This window comes from Streptomyces sp. NPDC016851 (assembly GCF_055562795.1).
Window position 1 is genome coordinate 139879 of sequence record NZ_JBVHEP010000012.1, and the last position, 21113, is coordinate 160991.

The window sequence follows — 21113 nt, forward strand, 5'->3', positions numbered from 1 at the left end:
TCCCTTAACGCCCCCGCCCTAACTCACGGTGGCTCATGCGGAGTTGTGAGAACCGACGATCCCGCGGGCCAGGTCGCGCAGTTTCACGTTCTCCCGCTGGGAGGCCCGCACCAGGCTCTCGAAGGCGGCGGCCGCGTCGATGCCCTGGCGCTCCATGAGGATGCCGGTGGCCTGGCCGATCAGGTCCCGGGTGTGCATGGCCTCGGTGAGCTGCTCGCGCACGGTGGCGGAGTCCAGGGCGATGCTGACGTGCGCGGTGAACAGCCGGCCGATGCGCGCCGCGTCCTCGTCGAAGGCGCCCGGTTTGCGCGCGTAGGCCGTGAGCACGGTCAGCCGGCGGCGGTCGGCGCGCAGCCGCAGCGACAGCGCCGAGCGCAGTCCCAGGGCGGACAGCACGTCCCAGCCGTCGTCGGCCTCGCTGTCCGCCAGGCGCGCCACCGGTGTGTGCCACAACTGGTCCCAGTGCCCCTGCGGTTCACGGCCGCCGTGCCGGGCCTCGGCGGAGCGTACGACGTCGTCGCTCCAGGCGAGCGTGCGGAACTTGTTGCCGCGCTCGATCTCGGAGATGCCGGCGTGCTCGGCCCCGGGCATGATGTGCACGGCCAGCCGGACCGCCGTGCGCAGCGTGTGGTGCGGCGAGGTTTTCTCGTGCAGTTGCTGAGCCGCCACCGTCAGGGCCTCGGCCAGCTCCACGCCGACCGGAAAACGGGGCAAATCAGGAAACTCGGACGCAGCCACCACGAACCTCTTCGGCATGCACGACCATGGCCGTGCGCAGGAGAGCTCCGCAGCACATTCCCGACTGCGAGCACAGGACGGACAGCACTCTAGCTGCTCGGTTGCGTCCAGGTGACGTCCGGCCGACGGCCGCCACGGGGCGCTTCCGCAGCCGCGACCCGGCGTGGTGGAATGGGCCCGAGGGTCAGGAAGCGGCCTTACCGGAACACGGACGAACGTCTGCCAGGTGAGTGCTGTGACTTTCTTCCCGAATCCCACCGAACCGCCGGACCTGCCCGGCCGCGTTCGTCTCACCCTGCCCGCCGAGATCGACTTCGGCAACGCGGAGCAGCTGCTGCCGCTCATCGTGTCCGAGACCCGGGCCCGTGGTGACCGGCTGGAGGTGCTCGTCCTCGACCTCACCGCGACCCGCTTCATGGACTCGCAGGGCATCCGCCTCATCAACGACGTACGCCACCGGCTGCGCCCCGGGGCCCGGATGCGTGTGGTGGCCCGGCCGGACGGTGTCGCGAGCCGCGTACTGGAGCTGACCGGCCTGCGCCGGGACGTGCCCGTGTACGACAACCTCGCCGAGGCCATGGCGTCGTAGGCTGCCTGGCATGGCACCGAACATCGCGACGAACACCCGCGTCTCCCTCGACGAGTTGCTCGACTTCGTACGGCCCCGGCACCACGCGATCCTGCTGACCCGGCGGTCCGACGGCGGCCCCCAGGGCTCGCCGCTGACCTGCGGGGTCGACGACTCCGGCCGGATCGTCGTCTCGACGTACCCGGAGCGGGCCAAGACCCGCAACGCCAGGCGGGATCCGCGCGTGAGCCTGCTCGTCCTCAGCGACGACTGGGACGGCCCCTGGGTCCAGATCGACGGCACGGCCGAGGTCCTCGACACCCCCGACTCCGTCGAACCGCTCGTGGAGTACTACCGGAACATCGCCGGGGAGCACCCCGACTGGGACGAGTACCGCGCGGCGATGGTCAAGCAGGGCAAGTCGATCATCCGCATCACACCGGAGCGGTGGGGGCCGGTGGCGACCGGCGGGTTCCCGGCGCGGCTGGTCGAGGGGGAGTAACGCCTCATTCGCGATCGGCCATCGCCTCGATGCCCGCGATCAGCAGTTCCAGGGCGAACTCGAAGTCGCGCTCCATCATCTCGGCGACGGTGTCACCGCCGCGCGCCGCCATGATCTCCTGGGACTCCTGGATGACGTCGGCTGCCTGCGGGGCCGCGGTCACCGTGCTCAGGGCCTGCTGGAAGTACTCGTCCACGGTCATGCCGCCGGCGGCGGCCCGGGCGGAGAGATGGCCCTCCAGGGTGCCGTAGCCGTAGACGAACTGGAAGACGGCCGAGATCGTGCTCGTCAGGCGTTTCGCGGGCAGTCCGGTCCTGCGGACGACGCGCTGTACGGTCCGCGAGAAGGCCAGGTTGTTCGGGCCGATGTTGAGGAAGGCGCCGACCAGCGCGGACACCCAGGGATGACGCACCAGCAGCGTCCGGTACTCCCGGGCCAGCGCCCGCACCTGGTCCCGCCAGTCCTCGTCGGCGTCCGGATCGGGCAGCCGCATCTCGCCCATGACCTCGTCCAGGGCGAGTTCGAGGAGGTCGTCCTTGGTGTCGACGTACCAGTAGACGGACATCGCGGTGACGTTCAGCTCACCGGCCAGCCGCCGCATCGAGAACTTGGCCAGCCCCTCGGCGTCGAGCAGCCGCACGGTGACCTCGACGATGCGCGCCCGGTCCAGCCCCGAGGGCTGCCCCCCGCCGCCACGCCGCCGGTGCGCTTTGCTTTCCAGCCAGACGCTGGTCCGCGCGGCCTTGTCGGACGCCTTCGCCATGGCGCACCTTCCTCGACTTACTGACGCCGATCATGCTAGGCGTCCCTATAGGGGCGCGGGGAACTGCGCGACCAGCCACAACAAACCCGCACCCGCCAGACAACGACAAGGACCGAGTTCCTAGGCGGATTCTGCCCGCTCCGCCCGCCGCAACAATGCCGCCGCGACCAACCCCCCGGCCAGCACAGCCACCGCCCCCACCAACTGACTGGTCTCCAGCCCGGACGCGAAGGCGTCAGAAATACGCGCCTTCTCCTCCGCACTGTCCGCCGCCGCCAACGCCGCCGGCAACGACGCCGCCGACACGGCGACCAACGACGCGAACCGCGAATTGAGCACCGCACCGAGGACCGCGACCCCGAGCCCGTTGCCGAACTCCGCGAGCGTCCCGTTGATCCCCGCTCCCACCCCCGCCTTCTCCGGCGGTATCGCACTCATGATCGCGTTGGCCATGGCCGGCATGGACAACGCCACACCCGCGCCCATCACGACCAGGCCGAGCAGCATCCCGCCGTACCCGTGCCCGCCGAGCAGCGCGATCGCCGCCAGCCCGGCCGACACCAGGGTCATGCCGAGTGCGATGGCCGCCGGCGTACCGGCCTTGAGCACCAGCTTCGCGCCGATCCCCGTGAAGTTGAGCGCCACCACGGTCAACGCCAGCGGCGCCGTCCGCAGACCGGCGTCCAGCGGCTCGTAGCCGAGCACGAACTGGAGGTGCTGGGTGAGCAGGAACAGCGAGCCAGTCATGCCGAACGCCACGAGGATCGCGCCCGCGACCGCGCCCACGAACTTCTGGTTGCGGAAGAAGTGCATGTCGAGCATCGGGTTCTCGGTCCGCAGCTCCCACAGCACGAAGAGCCCGAGTACGGCCACGCCGATCAGCGCGGAGACCAGCACCTGACCGGACGTCCAGCCGTGCTCGGGGCCGGTGATGATCGCGTACACGACGGATGTCATGCCGATGGTCGACAGCACCGCGCCGACCAGGTCGGGCCGGTCACCCGTCTTGTGCTTGGACTCCGGCACGAGGGCCGCGACCGCGATCAGGCCGAGCAGGGCGACCGGGATGTTGATCAGGAAGATCGCGCCCCACCAGAAGTGGTTCAGCATGACTCCGCCGATCAGCGGCCCGGCCGCGAAACCGAGCGAACTGACCGTGGACCACAGCGCGATGGCCTTGACCCGCTCCTTGTCGTCGAAGATCTGCACGATGACGGCGAGGATCGTGGTCATCAGCAGCGCGCCGCCGACGCCCATGCCGGCGCGGGCCGCGATCAGCTGGACCGGGCTCTGGGACAGCCCGGCCGCCAGCGAGCCCAGACCGAAGATCACCAGGCCCGCCATCAGCAGCAGCTTGCGGCCGTAGCGGTCGGCGGCGTTGCCCGCCGTGAGCAGCAGGCCGGACTGCACCAGTGAGTAGGCGTTCATCATCCACTGGACGTCGGCGGTCGTCGCGTCCAGCTCGCGGGTGAGCGAGGGGATCGCCACGTTCAGGATCGTGTTGTCGAGCAGCACGGTGAGCTGCGCGAGGCAGATGACACCGAGGATCAGCCAGCGCTGGGGGTGGCCACCGGATGCCGTCTGCGGCGGGGCCTCTTCCTGGGGGGACGTGGTCATGCTGTACACCGTAGAATAATTCCCATACGGCGTACAACCGAGTACTCGGGCAACGGGCGAAGGGCGGCGGCTTTCGGCCACCGCCCTTGTCCCGGTCAGGGAACGGTCAGCTGCTCGCCTTCTGCGTGAGGTTGTAGAAGGTGGCCGAACCGGCCGTGACCTTCTTGAAGTTGGCCTCGACCCAGGAGGTGATCGCGGAGGACGTGCCGTCGCTGCCGCCGCGCATGCCGCCGCCCGCGCCGGACGCGATGAAGTAGTGGATCTTTCCTTCCGCCACGTACTCCTTGAACTGGGCCAGGGTCGGGGACGGATCCGTGCCGTTGAAGCCGCCGATCGCCATCACCGGCTCGCCGGTGGACAGCTGGTAACTCGCGGCGTTCTGGGCACCGATGGCCGCCGCGGCCCAGGTGTACTGGTCGGCGTCGGTCGTCAGCAGCTTCTTGGCCTCGGAGCCGACGCTGGCGCCGTTGAGCAGCCCGCCCATGCCACCGCCCATGCCGCCCATCCGGCCGCCGTCGCCGGTCCGGCCTCCAGGGGTGGTGTTCTGGCCCTGCTGATTCTGGTTCTGCTGGTTCTGCTGGTTCTGGTTCTGGTTTTGCTGGTTCTGCTGGTTCTGGCCGGCGCCCGGGAAACCGCCGCCCGGGAAGCCGCCCCCGCCGGGACCGGCACCGCCGCCGGGACCGCCCCGGCCGCCCGCGACCGCCGGACCCGCCGTGACGATCGAGCCGGTGTGCCCCTCGTTCACCGTGGTGAGTGTGTACGCCGCCGGCCCGGCCAGCGCCGCGACCAGGCCCAGTCCGGCCGCACCCAGGGCCAGTCCACGTCCCAGCCGGCCCGCGAAGATCAGGCCGAGCGCCGCCGTCAGGCCGCCGACCAGGACGAGCCACTTCAGCCAGGGCAGGTAGTCGGAGGAACGGTTGAGCAGGACGTAACCCCAGGCCGCGGTGGCCGTCATCGCCGCCGCCAGGGTCAGCGACGCCCACGCCTTGTCACGCTTCTCCCAGAGCAGCACCGAGCCCATGCCGATCAGCGGCGCGATGTAGGGGGCGAGCGCCACCGTGTAGTACTCGTGGAAGATGCCCTGCATGTAGCTGAAGACAAGCATCGTTGTGAGCAGCGCGCCGCCCCAGACGAGGAACGCACCGCGCGTCACCGACGTACGACGCGCCCCGCGGGTGGCCACGAGTCCCGCGGCGAGCAGGATCAGCGCGGCCGGGATCAGCCAGGAGATCTGCCCCCCGATGCTGGAGCCGAACAGGCGGTCCCAGCCGGTCTCGCCCCAGTTGCCGCCGCCGTTGCCCCCACCGCCTCCGCCTCCGACGCTGCCGGTCTCGTCCCCGTTGATGCGGCCCAGGCCGTTGTAGCCGAAGGTCAGCTCCAGGAAGCTGTTGTTCTGCGAGCCGCCGATGTACGGGCGGGAGGACGCGGGCCACAGCTCGACGATCGCGACCCACCAGCCACCGGAGACGACCAACGCGACCGTGGCGGCGGCCAGTTGCCCGAGGCGCTTCTTCACCGAGACCGGTGCGCACACCCCGTGGACCAGGGCCAGCGGCGGCAGGATGAGGAAGGCCTGGAGGGTCTTGGCGAGGAACGCGAAGCCGATGGCGACCCCGGCCCACACCAGCCACTTCGTACGGCCGTCCTCCAGGGCCCGGATGACGAAGTAGCAGGCCACGGCCATCAGCAGGGCCAGCATCGCGTCCGGGTTGTTGAAGCGGAACATCAGGGCCGCGACGGGGGTGAGCGCGAGCGCCGCGCCCGCGATCAGACCGGCCGCGGGGCTGAACCGGCGGCGTACGGAGGCGTACACGACGGCCACCGTGCCGACGGCCATGAGGACCTCGGGGACCAGGATCGCCCAGGAGCTGAGGCCGAACAGCCGCACGGACAGGGCCATCGGCCACAGCGCGGCCGGGGGCTTGTCGACGGTGATGGCGTTCGCCGCGTCCAACGAGCCGAAGAAGAAGGCCTTCCAGGACTGGCTGCCGGCCTGGACGGCCGCCGAGTAGAAGGAGTTGGCGTAGCCGGAGGCGCTCAGGTTGTAGAGGTAGAGCACCGCGGTCGCCAGGAGCAGGGCGAGGAAGGCCGGGCGGGCCCAGCGGGGGTCCTCGGGCCGGCCGCGCCACAGCCGGTGCGGCAGGGGCCGCTTGGGTTCACCGGCGTCGGGGGCGGGGGGACGAGGGGTACGGGGCTCGGGACTCGGGTCTCTGTCGACGATCTGCTGGTCGTGGTGGACGGTCATCGCAAGTCCCTCGCATCGGTGTCGTGGGGGTGCGCCGGCAGCAGTTGCACGGTGGCGTCCCTCCAGGTGCTGTCCGCGGCTTCACCGGCGCGGAACCGGGTGGTGGAGTACGCGGCGACCACCGTCGTCTCGCTGTCCTGCCGGTCCGGGAACACCCACGCCCGGAAGAGCAGGAAGCGCAGCACGGTCGCCGCGAGGTTGGCGGCGATGAGGACCGCCAGTTCGGTGGAGTGCGCGGGCTCGGACGTGGCCGCGCCCAGCGCGGCGAGCGAGCCACTGGTCAGGGCGAGCCCGATACCGAAGACGACCAGGCCCTGAGCCTGGTGCCGTACGGCCCCGCCGCGCCCGCGCACCCCGAAGGTGAGCCGCCGGTTCGCAGCCGTGTTGGCGACCGCCGAGACCAGCAGGGCGAGGGCGTTGGCGACCTGGGAGCCGGTGAAGACCCGGAAGCCGCTGTAGAGGAGCAGGTAGAAGAGGGTGGAGAGGACGCCGACCACGCAGAACCCGACCAACTGACGGGCCAGGCCCCGCGGTACGTCCGTGATCTCACGGTCGCGCGGGTCGTCGCCGAACGGCCGGGCGAGCCGGTCCAGCGGCAGCGAACCGGTGGCCAGGGCCCTGCCGACCCGCCACACGCCCTTGAGGTCGTCGGTCGCGGTCCTGACGATGTGCACGGTCGAGTCGGGGTCGTCGACCCAGTCGACCGGCACCTCGTGGATCCGCAGCCCCGCGCGCTCGGCGAGCACCAGCATCTCCGTGTCGAAGAACCAGCCGGTGTCCTCGATCAGGGGCAGCAGCACCTGCGCCACGTCACGGCGGATCGCCTTGAAGCCGCACTGGGCGTCCGAGAAGCGGGCCTGGAGCGAGCCGCGCAGGATGAGGTTGTAGACCCGGCTGATGAACTCCCGCTTGGGGCCGCGCACCACGCGCGAGCCGGGCGTCAGCCGGGAGCCGATCGCGAGGTCGGAGTGGCCGGAGATCAGCGGAGCCACCAGCGGGAGGAGGGCGTTGAGGTCGGTGGACAGGTCCACGTCCATGTAGGCGAGGACCGGGGCCTCCGAGGCCGACCAGACCGCCCGCAGGGCCCGGCCGCGGCCCTTCTGCTCCAGGCGGAAGGTGCTGACCTCGGGGATCTCCGCCGCCAGCCGGGCCGCGACCTGCGGGGTGGTGTCCGTCGAGGCGTTGTCCGCGATCGTGATGCGGAACGCGTACGGGAACGTGCGGGCGAGGTGATCGTGCAGTCTGCGCACGCACGGCTGGAGGTCCTTCTCCTCGTTGTAGACGGGGATCACTACGTCCAGGACAGGCGTACCGGCTGGTGCGGCCGGGAGGTGCTCCCGCGCCGGCAGGGTGCCGGGAGAAGAGTCGGTTCGCATGAAACCGACTTTCGTCAGGCGCCCTGTCGCGCCCGTGTGGTGACGCTGTGGCGTGCCTGTGAGTGCTGCGGCCGGTTCATTTCCGGCTGCGGCCGGCTCGTGTCCGGCCGTGATTGCGGGGGCAGCGCGGGCAGGTGAACCGTGAACACGGTCCGCCCGGGCACGCTGTCGACGGTCACGGCACCGCCGTGCGCGCTCGCCACGGCCTCCACGATGGCGAGGCCGAGACCGGTCGAGCCGGTGGCGCGGGTCCGCGCGGAGTCGCCCCGCGCGAACCGTTCGAAGACGTGCGGCAGCAACTGGGCGGGAATGCCCTGCCCGTTGTCCTCGACGTCCACGCACAGCCAGGGGCCGCGCCGCTGGACGCGGGCGGTGACGGTCGTGCCGGGCGGGGTGTGGGTGCGGGCGTTGCCGAGCAGGTTGACGAGGACCTGCTGGAGCCGGGCCGCGTCCGCCGACACGAGCGCGGGCTCGTCGGGCAGGTCGAGACGCCAGTTGTGGTCCTGGCCGGCCGCACGGGCGTCGCTGATGGTGTCCACGACGAGCGGTACGAGGTCGGTCTGCTCGAACTGCAACGGCCGCCCGGCGTCCAGCCGGGCGAGCAGCAGCAGGTCCTCGACGAGCAGGGTCATGCGCCCGGCCTCGGACTCGATCCGCCCGAGGGCGTGCCGGGTGTCGGGCCCGACGTCCTCTCTGCCGCGCCGGGTCAGTTCGGCGTACCCGCGGATGGAGGCGAGGGGGGTCCGCAGCTCGTGGCTGGCGTCGGCGACGAACTGTCTGACCCGCGTCTCGCTCTGCTGCCGGGCGTGCAGGGCGCCGTGGACGTGGTCGAGCATCCGGTTGAGCGCGGCACCGACCTGGCCGACCTCGGTGTGCGGATCGGTCTCGGAGTCGGGGACCCGCTCGCTGAGGTTCACCTCGCCGGTGTGCAGGGGCAGTTCGGAGACGCGGGTGGCGGTGGCGGCCACGCGGCGGAGGGGGCGGGTGGCCAGGCCGACCAGTACGGAACCGGCCAGCCCCGCGGCGGCCAGTCCGGCTGCGGTGACGCTGATCTCGACCAGGATGAGGGTGTTGATGGTGTTGGTGACGTCCGTGGTCGGGAGGGCGACGTAATAGCTGCCCTTGTCGCCGCTCTTGTACTCGACCCGGTACTCGCCGAGGCCCGGGATGTCGATGGTCCTCGGCGGTCCGTCGGTCTGCGGCACGGAGGCGAGCGCGGTGGTCTGGGCGGAGTTCAGCGACCTCGCGCTCATCGGGTAGTTGTCCACGGACACGCCGTACTTGGCCTCCGTGATCCGGCCGTCCTCGATCTTGGCGGCGACCGTGCCGCCCGGCTGCGGTCCCCGGGTGACGAACTCGGTGAGACTCTCCTTCTTCTGCGCGGGCACGTCGGGACCGCCGTTCAGATCCTCGCCGGAATTCCTGGGCGGGCTCTGGGCGGCCCTGGCCGCGGCTCCGCCGAGCTGCCCGTCCAACTGCTCGTACAGATGCGACCTGAGGGCAAGCGTCGTCACCGTCCCGATCACCGCACACACCACGGCGATCAGCACCACGGACGCGACGACGAGCCGCGTGCGCAGCGTGCGCGGCTTGCCCACCCTCTGCTGCGTACTCGGCCGTCGCCGTCCGCTCACGAGACCGCGGGCTTGATCAGGTAACCGGCACCCCGCCGGGTGTGGATCATCGGCTCCCGCCCCGCGTCGATCTTCCGCCGCAGATACGAGATGTACAGCTCGACGACGTTGGCCTGCCCGCCGAAGTCGTACGACCACACGCGGTCGAGGATCTGCGCCTTGCTGAGCACGCGCCGCGGATTGCGCATCAGGAACCGCAGCAGCTCGAACTCGGTCGCGGTCAGGTGGATGTTCTCACCGGCCCGGGTCACCTCGTGACTGTCCTCGTCGAGGGTGAGGTCGCCCACGACCAGCGTGGAGTCGGAGCGCCGGTCGGCGGCACCGGACCGCCGTATCAGCCCGCGCAGCCGCGCGACGACCTCTTCGAGGCTGAACGGCTTGGTGACGTAGTCGTCCCCGCCGGCCGTCAGCCCGGCGATCCGGTCCTCGACGGCGTCCTTGGCGGTGAGGAAGAGCACCGGCACGTCGGGCAGCTCACGGCGCAGCCGCCCGAGCACCGCCAGCCCGTCCATGTCGGGCAGCATCATGTCGAGCACGACGGCGTCGGGCCGGAAGTCCCGCGCGGTCTGGAGGGCGCCGGTGCCGTCACCGGCGCTCCGGATCTGCCATCCCTCGTAGCGCAGGGCCATGGACAGCAGCTCGGTGATCGACATCTCGTCGTCCACCACGAGCACTCGGACGGGGCTCCCGTCCGGCCTCAGCAGTTCGGTGCGCCCTTGGGGCGAGGTCGTGGTCATGGTGAACACGATGTCGGCGTGCTCTGAGAGCAGCCTTTCCACAACCTGTGATTTCCCTGAGAAACACACAGGCGCTTCTCAGGGAACGGCTGGGAATGCGGGGGGCTATGGGTGGGGTGGGTGAGGTGGGGTGCGGTGAGGTGGTGTGGGCGCGTCAGAACAACCCGTCCTGCACCCCCACCTCCTCCTTGAACTCCCGGACCGGCACGGTCACTTCCCCACCCCCGGCAGGCACCAGCCCCCACCCGCTCATCAACCGCGTGTCCAGCACGACGACCCCGCCCCCGGTCGCCAGATGCAGATCGGGCCCGGCGGCAGCCACGAGCTCCCCGCTCACCACCCCGCCGGCGACGAGCTCGCCCACCTCCCCGACGGCGACGGGCAGCCCTGCGAGCCCGAACACCTCCACGTGATCGACAACGCGCAGCGGCTCCCGCACGAGCGACTCCGGCCACGCGGGAAGCGCCACGGCCCGCGCATGCAACTCGGCGACCTCGACGGCCCGGTCAGCCGCCGCCTGAGGCAGCACGGCCCGTACGGCCCGCTTCTCGACGTAGGGAATCCGGTCGGGCACTCCCAGCGCGGCCCGCAACAGCTCTTCGGTACGCCGCGCGGCCATGAGCGGCCCGACACCGAGCCAGCTGAAGCACACGGCTCCCTGCTCCAGCAGCCGCGCGGCGCCCCGCTCCTCCGCCGTGATCCCGACCTTGACCATGCCGGGCCCGAACCACGCCAGATACACGTGATACGGCCGCGGGTCGTCCGCGATCGTGTCGGCGGCCACGGAGTGCGCCCGGTCCAGCCGCGCACACTCCTCGCACCGCGCCCCCGTACTCCGCGCCGACACGGCCGCCCCCGTCGGACAGGCATGCCCCCGAGCCCCCACGCATGTCCGCACACCCCCCTCCGCGACCCCGAAGGCCACCCGCTTCCCCCAGGTCAGCGCGCTGCGCCGCCCACCGTCCCACACCAGCTCGGGACCACCGGCGGACCACCGCAGCCACGAGCACTTCCATGCCTGTGCCATCTCTGTCGAGACTAGAGGGCACCACTGACAACGGCGTCGGACGAGCAGCGGTGTCCGACTCAGCGCCCGGAGTCGGCCCCCGCGGCAGCGGGTTCGCTCTCCCCGCCCACACTCACATCACCACGTACGACAAGGCGCCCGGCCACCTCCGCGGTACGGCCCGAACCCGCCTTCCGCCGCCGCCCGGCCAGTCGGCACCCGAGGCACTCGTCATGCCCGGCCCGCGCCCCCGAGTCCCGGACTCGCCAGCCCCACTCCTCCCGGGGCCGGATCCCAGGCCCCTTACCCCAGCCGGCCAGATGCAGCGCCCAGGTGACCAACAGTCCGACCACGCCGATCGCGAGCCCACCGGCGATCAGCACACCGGAGACGAAACACACCCCCGCCCCCGCTGCGACGGCCCCGACACTCCCGATACCGGTTCCGACCCATCCCGCGACGGTGTGCCCGTGGTCATACTGATGTGCGCTCATGCGCAGCCCCCTTACACACGAAGGCCCTGGGAACCCGCCCCCGAACCCCTCACCAACTAAGCTTTTAACAGCACAAACATCTCACGAACTAAGGGATCTGGGAATGCAAGCCAAGCCGCGTCCGGCCGCCACGCCGGAGCAGGCGCTGTCGGCGATGGACCACCTCATCGCTACCCACCTGGTCGGGCAGCACGAGATCGCCCAACAGGTAGGCCTGAATGTGACCGACCTCACCTGCTTCGCCTACGTCATCGAGGCAGGGGAGAACCTGCCCACGGCCGGTGACCTGGCAGCCCGCGTCCACGTCACGACAGGCGCGGTCACCGGCATCCTCAACCGCCTGGAACGCGCCGGCTACATCACCCGCCGCCCCGACCCGACCGACCGCCGCCGCATCCGCGTAGCCGCCCAGCCCGACGCGGTCGCCCGCGTCCGAGAGGTCTACGAGCCGTACTACGCCCGCCTCACGCAACTCTTCGCGGACTACTCCCCCAACGAAATCGCGGTCCTGAACGACTGGTTCACCCGCGCGAGCGCGCTGGCGGCGGACTACTTGGAGGATCACTGCGGCACTGACTGAACACCGACGATGAAGCCGTCGCCCTCCTGCTGAGGTCCTTCGATCCCTTCGACATCGACCTCGACCTCGACCTGGAGGAACTCGGCGAAGGCCGCCCACGCGGCCGACGTCGCGGACGGCGACGCCGGGCGGGGGCTACTGAGCTGAGCAGGAGAACGGATCGACCGGACCGCTACGCGCCAGGAGCCCGGTACTGGATCTGCTCGGCTGTACGCAGGGCCTCGATCGTCTCGTCGACGGTGAGGAGAACCGTCGTCTCGAACGAGCTCAGCGCGCCGCCTCCGCTGATCGCCAGCGCGACCGCGGCCATGGAGACGTTGTCCGGGGCCTCCCACAGGTTGTAGCCGTCGTGCGTGCCGAAGGCGTACCAGAAGCCATGGAGCTTTCCGCCGACGGACTCGATGTACGACTGCGCGGCCCGGGCCCGGTCCTCCGGGTGACCGATCAGCCTCGCCCAGGTCTCCGGGGTGTAGCTGAACCTCGACAGGTAGAGCGGCATCTTGTCTCCCTTTCGTTGCCTCAAGGGATGCCCCCGCGGGCGGGAAATGCGCCGGCGTCGACCCACGCATCCCTCGAACGGCCGGGGTGGACGATGAGCGCCATCGAGTCGGGGCGCGCCCCCAGCTGTCAGTACTGCATGGCACTGTGCCGCCATGACGACAACGACAGAGCTCACGCTCTTCGCCGACTACTTCCAGATACACGTCGCCGATGCCGACTCGGACGGTGATCTCAGCGACGCGTGGACGGATCAGGCCGTTGCCGATCAACTCGCGGTTGCACCGGATGCGCTGGGCATCGGCACATCGGTCAATGTCAACGTATCCGTCACTGTCGTCGTCCTGCCTGGGGAACCGATTGACGACAGTTCGGAATTCGATCACGTGGTTGAGGCCGGCCTCGAGGTGTCGCTTGGCCGCCTGATGGTTCTTGGCTGCACGGACTACGCCCCCGATGCGGCAACGTTCGAGATCCCCTCAGGCTGGAACCGCGTCCGCGTGTCTCGGAGCAACTTGGCTCGGGCAGCCGAGGCCGACATCGACTCCGACGAGAGCCCCGAAACGACCGAGAAGATCCGTATCCAGGTGTGGCCGGCCTTGGAATCCCCAGCAAAGATCATCAAGCGCTGGTCTCAGTCCGGCGACGAGCTCGACGCATAGGGCGGGCCATCGTCGGTTGCTGAGGTTGCTGTAGTTCCCTGCTGTACAGCTTGGGCGGCCCGACGCGCATGAGCGAGGTTGTTGCGGCTCGTCAGGGTCTGGGGGTGGGTGTCGCCCAGGACCCGCTCACGCTGGGCGAGCGTGGCCTCGAACAGGGGGATGGCCCGCCCGAGGTCCCCCGCCGCCTGGTAAGCGCCGGCGAGGTTGTGGCGGCTGGTCAGGGTGTCCGGGTGGGCGTCGCCCAGAGCCAGCTCGCGCTGGGCGAGCGTGGCCTCGAACAGGGGGATGGCCCGACCAAGGTCCCCCGCCGATTCGTAGGCGTAGGCGAGGTTGTTGCGGCTGGTCAGAGTCTGAGGGTGGGCGTCGCCCAGAGCCTGTTCGCGCTGAGCCAGGGTGGCCTCGTACAGGTGGATGGCCCGGCCCAGGTCCCCCGCCGACTCGTAGGCGCCGGCGAGGTTGTTGCGACTCGTCAGGGTGTGAGGGTGGGCGTCGCCCAGGACCTGCTCGCACTGAGCGAGGGTGGCCTCGTACAAGGGGACGGCCCGCCCAAGGTCCCCCGCCGCCTGGTAGGCGCCGGCGAGGTTGCTGCGGCTGGACAGGGTGTCCGGGTGGGCGTCGCCCAAGACCTGCTCGCACTGCGCCAGCGTGGCCTCGTACAAGGGGATAGCCCGACCAAGGTCCCCCGCCGACTCGTAGGCGTAGGCGAGGTTGTTGCGACTCGTCAGGGTGTGAGGGTGGGCGTCGCCGAGGACCTGCTCGCGCTGGGCCAGGGTGGCCTCGTACAGGTGGATGGCCCGGCCCAGGTCCCCCGCCGACTCGTAGGCGCCAGCGAGGTTGTTGCGGCTGGTCAGGGTGTGGGGGTGGGCGTCGCCGAGGACCTGTTCGCGCTGGGCCAGGGTGGCCTCGAACAGGTGGATGGCCAGGCCCAGGTCCCCCGCCGACTCGTAGGCGCTGGCGAGGTTGTTGCGGCTGGTCAGGGTGTCGGGGTGGGCGTCGCCCAAGACCTGCTCGCACTGCGCCAGCGTGGCCTCGTACAAGGGAATGGCGCGCCCAAGGTCCCCCACCGCCCGGTATGCGCCCGCGAGGCTATTGCGGCTGGACAGGGTGTCGGGGTGGGCGTCGCCCAAGACCTGCTCGCACTGCGCCAGCGTGGCCTCGAGCAAGGGAATGGCCCGTCCCAGGTCCCCCGCCGCCCGGTATGCGTCGGCGAGGTTGTTGCGACTCGCCAGGGTCTGGGGGTGGGCGTCGCCCAGGTCCTGCTCGTACTGACTGAGGGCGGCTGTGCGCAGGGGAATGGTGTGGGCGTCGCGTCCCTGGCGGAACAGGTACTGCGCGGCGGCGTGGTAGGCGTCGGCGGTGTTGGTCGATCCCGGGCTGTGGGGCGGTGTGGAGTCGGCGACGGCGATGACGTGGGGCAGGAGCTGTTCCCACTGCGCGGTGTCCGTGTCGGGTGTGGCGTGCTGGATGAGGTGTTCGGCGTCCTGCCGGCCCGGGGGGTATCCGTCGGAGCCGGCGGGCTGGTGGCGCAGGACGGTCTGTACGAGGCGGTGGACGTTGATGCTCTGGCGGTCGGCGCTGTAGGCGATCATGTTGTACGCGTACAGAGCGCCGAGGGCCTCGCCGAGGCTCCGTTGGTCCGGGCTGAGCGGGGCGAGCAGGGTGCGGGGGATGGCGTCGGGTGCCAGCCAGGCCATCGCGTTCAGCAGGGTGACGGCCTGGGGGTTGCGGCGTTCGACGGCGGTCAGGGTGTGGTGCCAGATGCGGGCGATGGTGCGTTCGGGGTCGATCCCGCCCGCAGCCGCGTCCATGACCTGTCCCAGCATCTGCCGGTAGTCGGTCAGCGAGGTGCCGGTCTCGAACAGGTAGGCGCCCGCCTGCTCCAACGCCAGCGGCAGATAGCCGAGGTCGGCGGCCAAGGCCGCGGCGTCCGTTCGCTGCTCCGGCGTGGGCACATGCTCCGGCCCGAAGACGAGGGTGCACAGCAGGTCCACGGCTACATCGGCATCCAGCAGGCCCAGGGGCATCGTGGGGGCGATGGTGTGCCAGCCGGTCGCAGTGCGGCTGGTGGCCAGGTGATGCCCGTCCGGGAGCGTACCGAGGTAGTGGCGCAGATCGGCCGGGTCTTCGACATTGTCGAAGACGAGCAGCCAGCCGGGATGCCACTGCAGCCACAGCAGGGCCCACGCCGCCCGCTCCTGCACACCCACAGCTGCCGCCCACTGTGGACACAGCCGCGTAGCGAGGGCGGCCAGGCTGGTGACGATCTGCTCGATGCCCGCGGCATTGATCCACCACACCAGCGTGTACGTGCGCCGGTAGGTGTGGGCGTAGTGCAGAGCCAGCGTGCTCTTGCCGATCCCACCCAGACCGTGGACCGCCCGCACCCCGGACACCTGGGTGACCGCGGCCTCCCCCTCAGCGGAGAGCAGCCGGCGCAGCTCGGCAAGCTCCTCGCCGCGCCCGACGAACACCCCGGACGCGGACCCGGGCAGGTTCCCGGCTCCCGGCGGGGCCTCCACCTCCTTGGCCCAGCGCACCGCCTCGGCCGGCAGCATCACCACCCGGGCGCCGTCCCCGGTGATCGCCACCCCGACATCGCCGTCCACCGCCATGGACCGGGCACCCGTCGCCTGCGGACCTCTCCCGGCCGCCGCACTGTCCGTCATGGCCGGATCGTCGCGTGGTCCCCGGTGACGGCCGCGCCGATGGTCTTGGCGGCAATCGACCGCTCACCCGAGGCCGTCACGTTCTCCGTCGCCCCGGTCGCGGGCAGCAGCCGGGCCGGTTCCGCGAGCAACTCGGCGTCCTCGCGCAGAGCCCGCTTGACCTGCTGGCCCACAGCCGCTTCGGCGTCCTCGTCCTCCGCCACCCCGTACGCGTCCACCGCGGTCGTCAAGTACGGCCCCGTTTGCCCCACCAACTGCACGACCTCAGCACTCACTTGCTCCCCCGATACTCACGGCCCCGGAGGACCCAGCGTAGGAATCCAAGCCCGCTCATATAGCCCGAACGCCCAAACCACCCGAGCGGTTCCGCTGCCCTCCAATCGGGAGAACCCCCAACTCGGGGCGACCAATGCCGCAGACGAGGTGCGCTCTCAGGTTGGGAAGCTCGGCTTCTCCACCGGCGATTGCCGGGCCGGCCTGCCAGGAACCGGCAATGCGGCCTGACTGGCCGACGGCTTCGCTCCCGTCATGCCCCGTGGTTCCCCGCACGACCTGGCACGGTTCTGGCACGACGTGGAGCGATGCGCAGCGGACACCGAAGGGTGGCCGGCATGAGCGGCTGGCGCGCCGCCGGCGAAGAGTCCATCTACTTGCCACGCGTACTCCTCGCGGCGAGTGATCCACGCTGACCAGCAGCCGTTGCCATGCTTCGCTGCTGTACGCCCCACTGAAACGCAAGAGGCCCCGGATCTCTCCGGGGCCTCTCACCTGTGTGCACTCGGCAGGATTCGAACCTGCAACTTCTAATCCACAGGATCGGGCGGGGCGTCGTGCCCGCTACCGACGGCCTCTGATCCCGATCGCCCAGGTTGGCGAGCCGGCCCCGCTTGCCCCGCACCGACGGCAGGCCGTCGACGCCGAGGGAGACACCGAAGCCGGCGGCGATCTGCGCGAGGCGGCATGTTTGCGCAGGTACACCAGGGCGACCAGGGCACGTTGGTGCGGCGGGGCTTGCAGCGGTGGTCACCCTGTTGCGGACACCGTCGCAGACACCCGATCGGTGGCCACACTGACAGAGGCCACTGACCCCCTGGCCGTCCAGCAGTCGACGGCGTTCGGCTGCTGGACGAGTTCCGGCCGGGGCGGCGCGCGGGTCGCCACAACAACTGCGAGGCCCGCGCGGTGGGCGTCGGCGTGCTCGCCCAGGCGACGGCCACCGTCCGAGCCGGGGTGTGACCCATCACCGGTGCCGCGTAAGAGCCCCGCCGCGACCCGCGGCCGGGGGGTACCGCGAGAACCCTGGGGCCGTCATCGAGGGGCGAGGATTCCGCGCGGTGGCTACTCGCGTCCGCTGCGCGCCGCGTAGATCAAGGCGATCAGGACCAGCATCGCCACCGCGAGGTTGCGGATCTCAGCCGGGTCCCAGCCCGACTGCAGGGCGACGACGAGTACAGCGGCTACAGCGTAGGCCCACGTGGTACGACGCATAGCAGATCTCCAATTTCCGTTCTGATCAGGCAACTTGGAGAACAGCGTGGGAAATGGTGAGATTGTCCGCCTCCCCAAGACATGTCCCTGCAGGAACAGGACGGACAACCCCTGGGTCGTCCGCGGACAGAAGGACCAAGAGCGTGTCGCGATCGGGACAGCCCCCGAAGCCGCTGGACGGCGACACCCCTCAGGCGAATGAGCTCGCGGCATGGTTGCGGAAGCTCACCCATCCCCTGACCGTGCGGCAGTTGGAGGAGCGCTTCACGTTCGGGCGTAGCCAGTGGAGCGAATTCCGCAGAGGGCGCAAGCTCATCCCCAGCTACCTCCTCGAGGAGCTGGTGAACGCACTCGTCCGGGAGCCGGGGCTGCGCGAGGCCACGCGCACCGAGGGGCGGCGGCGGCTGGCCGCGGCTGAGCAGGCGGCGATGGGCAAAACGCAGCTACCGCCCCCGCAGGACCGAGGGTCGGCGATGGAGCTGCACATCCGCCTCGATGATGCCCGCAAGGGACAGCTACAGGCGCAACAGACCGTCATGCTCATGTCCCAGCTGATCTTCCGGTTGCTGGGCATGATGAGTGAGTTGAAGGAGCAGTGCCGCAGCCTGGAAGAACAGCGCGACCGTGCCCAGGAGGAGGCCCGCACCGAGGTCCTGGCGGAGATCGGCCAGCATCTGGTCGAGCTTGAGCAGCGCAACAAGCAGGCCGACGAGCGCGTGGCCAGGGCACGGCGTAAGCGGGAGGAGGCGGAGCAGATCCGCGTCGCCGCCCAGCAGCTCGCCGAGCAGTACCGCCGCGCTCTGGAAGCATCTCAGCAGCGCGCATACGGTGACGAGCCCGAGGCACCTGCCGCGGAGCCCGAGTCCAGCCCTGTGGTGCCGCTGTATGAGTACGACGTGATCCTGGACCAGGCCGACGATGAGCTCGCTGCCCATGCCCAGGAGCTGTCGCAGCTGCGCGAGCAGATCGGCCTTGACCACACCGACGACGCTGGCCCTGATCACGGCCCCAAGATTGTCCGCGGCGAAATTGCGGACAGCGCGGACAGGCCAACAAGCAGCAGCAACGCCGCAGGCTGCGGTAAGGGAGCCGTGTCCGCAGACACCGCGGACAATCCCGATGAGCTGAGCCTTCACCTCCGCCAGACCGACGCCGTCTTCGACACCAGCAAGGACGCCCGGGCCTACCCCGCGCCCGGAAGGGCATCGCCCCGCGCAAGCCTGAACAACCCTCCGGTCATCGCCATGAAGGCGGACGGCCCTTACGCCCCTGGCGCCCTGGAACGCTCAGACATCTCCACCGACCGGCAGGAAAGCGATGGCGGCAGGCCGGAGGCCGGCTATCGGCCGGCACGTGACTCGCCACGCCTCCTGGCTGATGCGACGGGCGACCACCACAGCCACAGGTCACCAGGGCCCGCGCCCAAGGCAGCGCCGGCGAGGCCGACAGCCCACCGGGACCGGGCGGGCGGATCCGTCCCGGGTTCTTCGCGGACGCGGCCACACAGCAAGCGCGTACAACGTTCCGCTCGCAGAATCGCCATGGCCACCTTGGTCTCGCTGAGTGCCGGATCGGCTCTGCTGTTCGGCGTCCCCTGGCTGAAGGAATCGAGTTGGCTTCCAGACCGTTCCCGGTCAACGCCGAACGGCCCTGTTACAGAGGATGACCGCCCTGCTCAGGCACGCTCCCGGACGACGTTGTACGCCTGGGGTGACGGCACGTTGCATGCGCTGGATGCAGTCACCGGCAAGGAGCACTGGACCCATGCCACCGTCAGGCACGATGACGGCAACCCTGATCTGGGGTCGGCCGACGGCACCCTCTACGTGAGTACCGGGCCCGCTTATGGGTGGCGCGTGGAGGCGCTGGATGCTGCCACCGGCAGGAAGCGCTGGGACCGCTCCACCGGGCCGCAGGAGCCGATTGCCATGGTCGCCAACGACATGCTGTACGTCGTCGACGACGAAGTGCCAGGCCGGACGGACGAGGTCCCTGATCCCCTGCCCCTCGGCGCTGAGGAGGGGGCAAGCATCCCCGCCGGTCTCACTGCAGTGGATGCGACCACAGGCAAGGAACGCTGGAGTTACCCCACAGGGGAATCCGACGCCCCTCCGGTGACCGACGGGAAGAACGTCTACTCCGGTGGAGTGTTCGCCCTGTTTGCACTGGATGTGGACACCGGAGAGAAGCGCTGGAGTTACGAGGGCTGGGTGCACAGCTTGGCGGCGGACAACGGCATGGTCTACGCCTCCTATAACAATTGGTGGTCAAACGGGCTTGAGTGGGTCGCGTTGGATGCACAAAGCGGCACCAAGCGGTGGAGCTACCCCAGAACTTACGAAGCCGGTGATCCCGTCGTCGCCGACGGAACCGTGTACCTCAACGACGCATCACTGACCGCGCTGGACGGTAAGACCGGCAACAAGCTCTGGGCCTATCCCAAGAAGCTCACGACCTCTCCCGTGGTCGCCGACGGCACGGTATACGCGCTCAGCAACAGTGAAGTAGTCGCGCTGGACGCGGGCACCGGCAAGAAGCGGTGGAGCCACCCCACACGAGATGCCGCTCATGCCGTGGTCATCGACGGTTCCGTCTACGTCAGCGGCCGAGACGTCGTAGCCCTGGATGCCAAAAACGGCGCCAAGCGCTGGGACCGCAGCCTCGGCGACAGCGCAAGCCCCCCGATCATCGCCGACGGCAAGGTGTACGTAGGGAGCTCCGACGGCGTGACCGCACTTGACGCGGAATCCGGAAACCAGCGCTGGACCGTCCCCTCCGATGCCCCCGAACTGCTGACCATGACTCAAGGTGATCAGCTCGGATGAGCGTCGGCACCACGGTGCACGCGGCCTGGTGGGTCAGTCAGGCAGGTAATCAGGTCATTGAGGTTTTCTCAACGAAGTGATCTCGTGAGGTGACTCGGCCCAGGGGATCCCGCGAGCCGCGATGACTGGTTGTGGGCGGCGGACCGCCTCGACTTCTGGCCAAAAGTCGGCCGAGTCCGGTTGGCCGTGCGCGGCCGGGCTCCAAGCACCACGTGCTGACCGACGCGCACGGCGTCCCGCTGCCGGTGTCGCTGACCGGCGGACACCGTAACGCTGTCACCCAGCTGCTGCCACTGGTCGGCGGCCTGCCGTCGGTGCGGGGCAAGCGGGGCCGGCCCTGGCACAAGCCCCGTCGCCTTCGTGGTCACCGCGGCCACCGCGATCGTCCCCATGGTCCTGTCCGACGACGTGGCCCTCGGCCTCCACGCGCTCATCCTGCACACGAAGGAGTACGCCGAGCTGTGCGAGCGGTACGCGGGCCGCTTCCTGCACCACAACCCGAAGCCCGGCGGCGGGGCCCGCGACCCGAAGCAGGTCGCCGCTGCGGCACGCGCCATGAAGACGGCGGGCTTCATGGTCTTCGACGACCTGTGGACCGTGAACGGCACGAACCTCGCCCAGTGCGACTCCGACTGCGGCCGCCCGTACGGCCAGGCGTAGCAACACGACAGAAGCGGCGCGGCCGGCCTCGACTCGTGGTCGGCCGCGTTCGCT

Annotated in this window: 18 protein-coding genes and 2 pseudogenes; 7 read left to right on the forward strand and 13 right to left on the reverse strand. The window is 70.1% G+C overall.

Annotated elements, in window-relative coordinates:
• Positions 1-33: 33 nt before the first annotated feature.
• On the reverse strand, positions 34-756 hold the full coding sequence (locus ACZ3I3_RS20975) for an ANTAR domain-containing protein (protein WP_467367137.1): 723 nt from the start codon (positions 754-756) through the stop codon (positions 34-36).
• 217 nt (positions 757-973) lie between these two features.
• Here ACZ3I3_RS20975 and ACZ3I3_RS20980 point away from each other — a divergent pair, with 217 nt between their 5' ends.
• Both ACZ3I3_RS20980 and ACZ3I3_RS20985 read left to right on the forward strand, forming a co-directional pair.
• Positions 974-1327, forward strand: coding sequence for an STAS domain-containing protein (locus ACZ3I3_RS20980; RefSeq protein ID WP_467367321.1), 354 nt, complete (start codon positions 974-976; stop codon positions 1325-1327).
• Between the two features lie 10 nt (positions 1328-1337).
• Positions 1338-1808: a PPOX class F420-dependent oxidoreductase gene (locus tag ACZ3I3_RS20985; RefSeq protein ID WP_467367139.1), complete on the forward strand. Its 471-nt coding sequence runs from the start codon at positions 1338-1340 to the stop codon at positions 1806-1808.
• Between the two features lie 4 nt (positions 1809-1812).
• Here ACZ3I3_RS20985 and ACZ3I3_RS20990 read toward each other — a convergent pair whose 3' ends face one another.
• From ACZ3I3_RS20990 to ACZ3I3_RS21025, 8 genes are all read right to left on the reverse strand, one after another.
• Positions 1813-2571 carry a TetR/AcrR family transcriptional regulator gene (locus tag ACZ3I3_RS20990; protein WP_467367141.1) on the reverse strand — a complete coding sequence of 253 codons (759 nt, stop codon included), beginning with the start codon at positions 2569-2571 and terminating at the stop codon, positions 1813-1815.
• A gap of 120 nt (positions 2572-2691) precedes the next feature.
• Positions 2692-4188 (reverse strand): MFS transporter, encoded by a 1497-nt coding sequence (locus ACZ3I3_RS20995; protein ID WP_467367143.1) that lies wholly within the window; start codon positions 4186-4188, stop codon positions 2692-2694.
• 106 nt (positions 4189-4294) lie between these two features.
• Positions 4295-6433: an ArnT family glycosyltransferase gene (locus ACZ3I3_RS21000; protein ID WP_467367145.1), complete on the reverse strand. Its 2139-nt coding sequence runs from the start codon at positions 6431-6433 to the stop codon at positions 4295-4297.
• A complete protein-coding gene (locus tag ACZ3I3_RS21005; RefSeq protein ID WP_467367147.1) occupies positions 6430-7809 on the reverse strand; it encodes a bifunctional glycosyltransferase family 2/GtrA family protein in 1380 nt (459 codons plus the stop codon). The genes ACZ3I3_RS21000 and ACZ3I3_RS21005 overlap by 4 nt, the downstream gene beginning before the upstream one ends.
• A gap of 14 nt (positions 7810-7823) precedes the next feature.
• Entirely contained in the window at positions 7824-9443 is a 1620-nt protein-coding gene (locus tag ACZ3I3_RS21010; RefSeq protein WP_467367149.1) for a sensor histidine kinase, read from the reverse strand.
• Positions 9440-10180, reverse strand: a complete 741-nt coding sequence (locus ACZ3I3_RS21015; RefSeq protein ID WP_306965605.1) for a response regulator transcription factor — start codon at positions 10178-10180, stop codon at positions 9440-9442. Before ACZ3I3_RS21015 ends, ACZ3I3_RS21010 begins: the two co-directional genes overlap by 4 nt.
• 154 nt (positions 10181-10334) lie before the next feature.
• A complete protein-coding gene (locus ACZ3I3_RS21020) occupies positions 10335-11207 on the reverse strand; it encodes a DUF2797 domain-containing protein (RefSeq protein ID WP_467367151.1) in 873 nt (290 codons plus the stop codon).
• Positions 11208-11266: 59 nt separating this feature from the next.
• Complete coding sequence (locus tag ACZ3I3_RS21025; protein WP_467367153.1) at positions 11267-11680, reverse strand: HGxxPAAW family protein; 414 nt, start codon at positions 11678-11680, stop codon at positions 11267-11269.
• A gap of 103 nt (positions 11681-11783) precedes the next feature.
• Here ACZ3I3_RS21025 and ACZ3I3_RS21030 point away from each other — a divergent pair, with 103 nt between their 5' ends.
• Positions 11784-12260 carry a MarR family winged helix-turn-helix transcriptional regulator gene (locus ACZ3I3_RS21030; protein ID WP_467367155.1) on the forward strand — a complete coding sequence of 159 codons (477 nt, stop codon included), beginning with the start codon at positions 11784-11786 and terminating at the stop codon, positions 12258-12260.
• Between the two features lie 172 nt (positions 12261-12432).
• Here ACZ3I3_RS21030 and ACZ3I3_RS21035 read toward each other — a convergent pair whose 3' ends face one another.
• On the reverse strand, positions 12433-12759 hold the full coding sequence (locus ACZ3I3_RS21035) for a GYD domain-containing protein (RefSeq protein ID WP_467367157.1): 327 nt from the start codon (positions 12757-12759) through the stop codon (positions 12433-12435).
• A 154-nt stretch (positions 12760-12913) separates the two neighbouring features.
• Between ACZ3I3_RS21035 and ACZ3I3_RS21040 the strand changes: the two genes are divergently transcribed.
• Positions 12914-13420 carry a hypothetical protein gene (locus tag ACZ3I3_RS21040; RefSeq protein ID WP_467367159.1) on the forward strand — a complete coding sequence of 169 codons (507 nt, stop codon included), beginning with the start codon at positions 12914-12916 and terminating at the stop codon, positions 13418-13420.
• On the opposite strand, the gene fxsT is transcribed toward ACZ3I3_RS21040, so the two are convergent.
• The 3 genes from fxsT to ACZ3I3_RS21055 form a co-directional block, all read right to left on the reverse strand.
• Complete coding sequence (fxsT, locus tag ACZ3I3_RS21045) at positions 13393-16086, reverse strand: FxSxx-COOH system tetratricopeptide repeat protein (RefSeq protein WP_467367161.1); 2694 nt, start codon at positions 16084-16086, stop codon at positions 13393-13395. The genes ACZ3I3_RS21040 and fxsT overlap by 28 nt on opposite strands.
• Positions 16083-16316 carry a hypothetical protein gene (locus tag ACZ3I3_RS21050; RefSeq protein WP_467367163.1) on the reverse strand — a complete coding sequence of 78 codons (234 nt, stop codon included), beginning with the start codon at positions 16314-16316 and terminating at the stop codon, positions 16083-16085. The genes fxsT and ACZ3I3_RS21050 overlap by 4 nt, the downstream gene beginning before the upstream one ends.
• A 1108-nt stretch (positions 16317-17424) precedes the next feature.
• Positions 17425-17574, reverse strand: a complete 150-nt coding sequence (locus ACZ3I3_RS21055) for a hypothetical protein (RefSeq protein WP_467367164.1) — start codon at positions 17572-17574, stop codon at positions 17425-17427.
• 143 nt (positions 17575-17717) lie between these two features.
• Between ACZ3I3_RS21055 and ACZ3I3_RS21060 the strand changes: the two genes are divergently transcribed.
• From ACZ3I3_RS21060 to ACZ3I3_RS21070, 3 genes and pseudogenes are all read left to right on the forward strand, one after another.
• Positions 17718-20399, forward strand: coding sequence for an outer membrane protein assembly factor BamB family protein (locus ACZ3I3_RS21060; protein WP_467367166.1), 2682 nt, complete (start codon positions 17718-17720; stop codon positions 20397-20399).
• 123 nt (positions 20400-20522) lie between these two features.
• Positions 20523-20821 (forward strand): annotated as a pseudogene (locus ACZ3I3_RS21065) (IS5/IS1182 family transposase); the annotation flags it as partial.
• Positions 20751-21059, forward strand: a pseudogene (locus ACZ3I3_RS21070) (glycine-rich domain-containing protein); the annotation flags it as partial. The pseudogenes ACZ3I3_RS21065 and ACZ3I3_RS21070, both read left to right, overlap by 71 nt.
• Between the last annotated feature and the right edge of the window lie 54 nt (positions 21060-21113).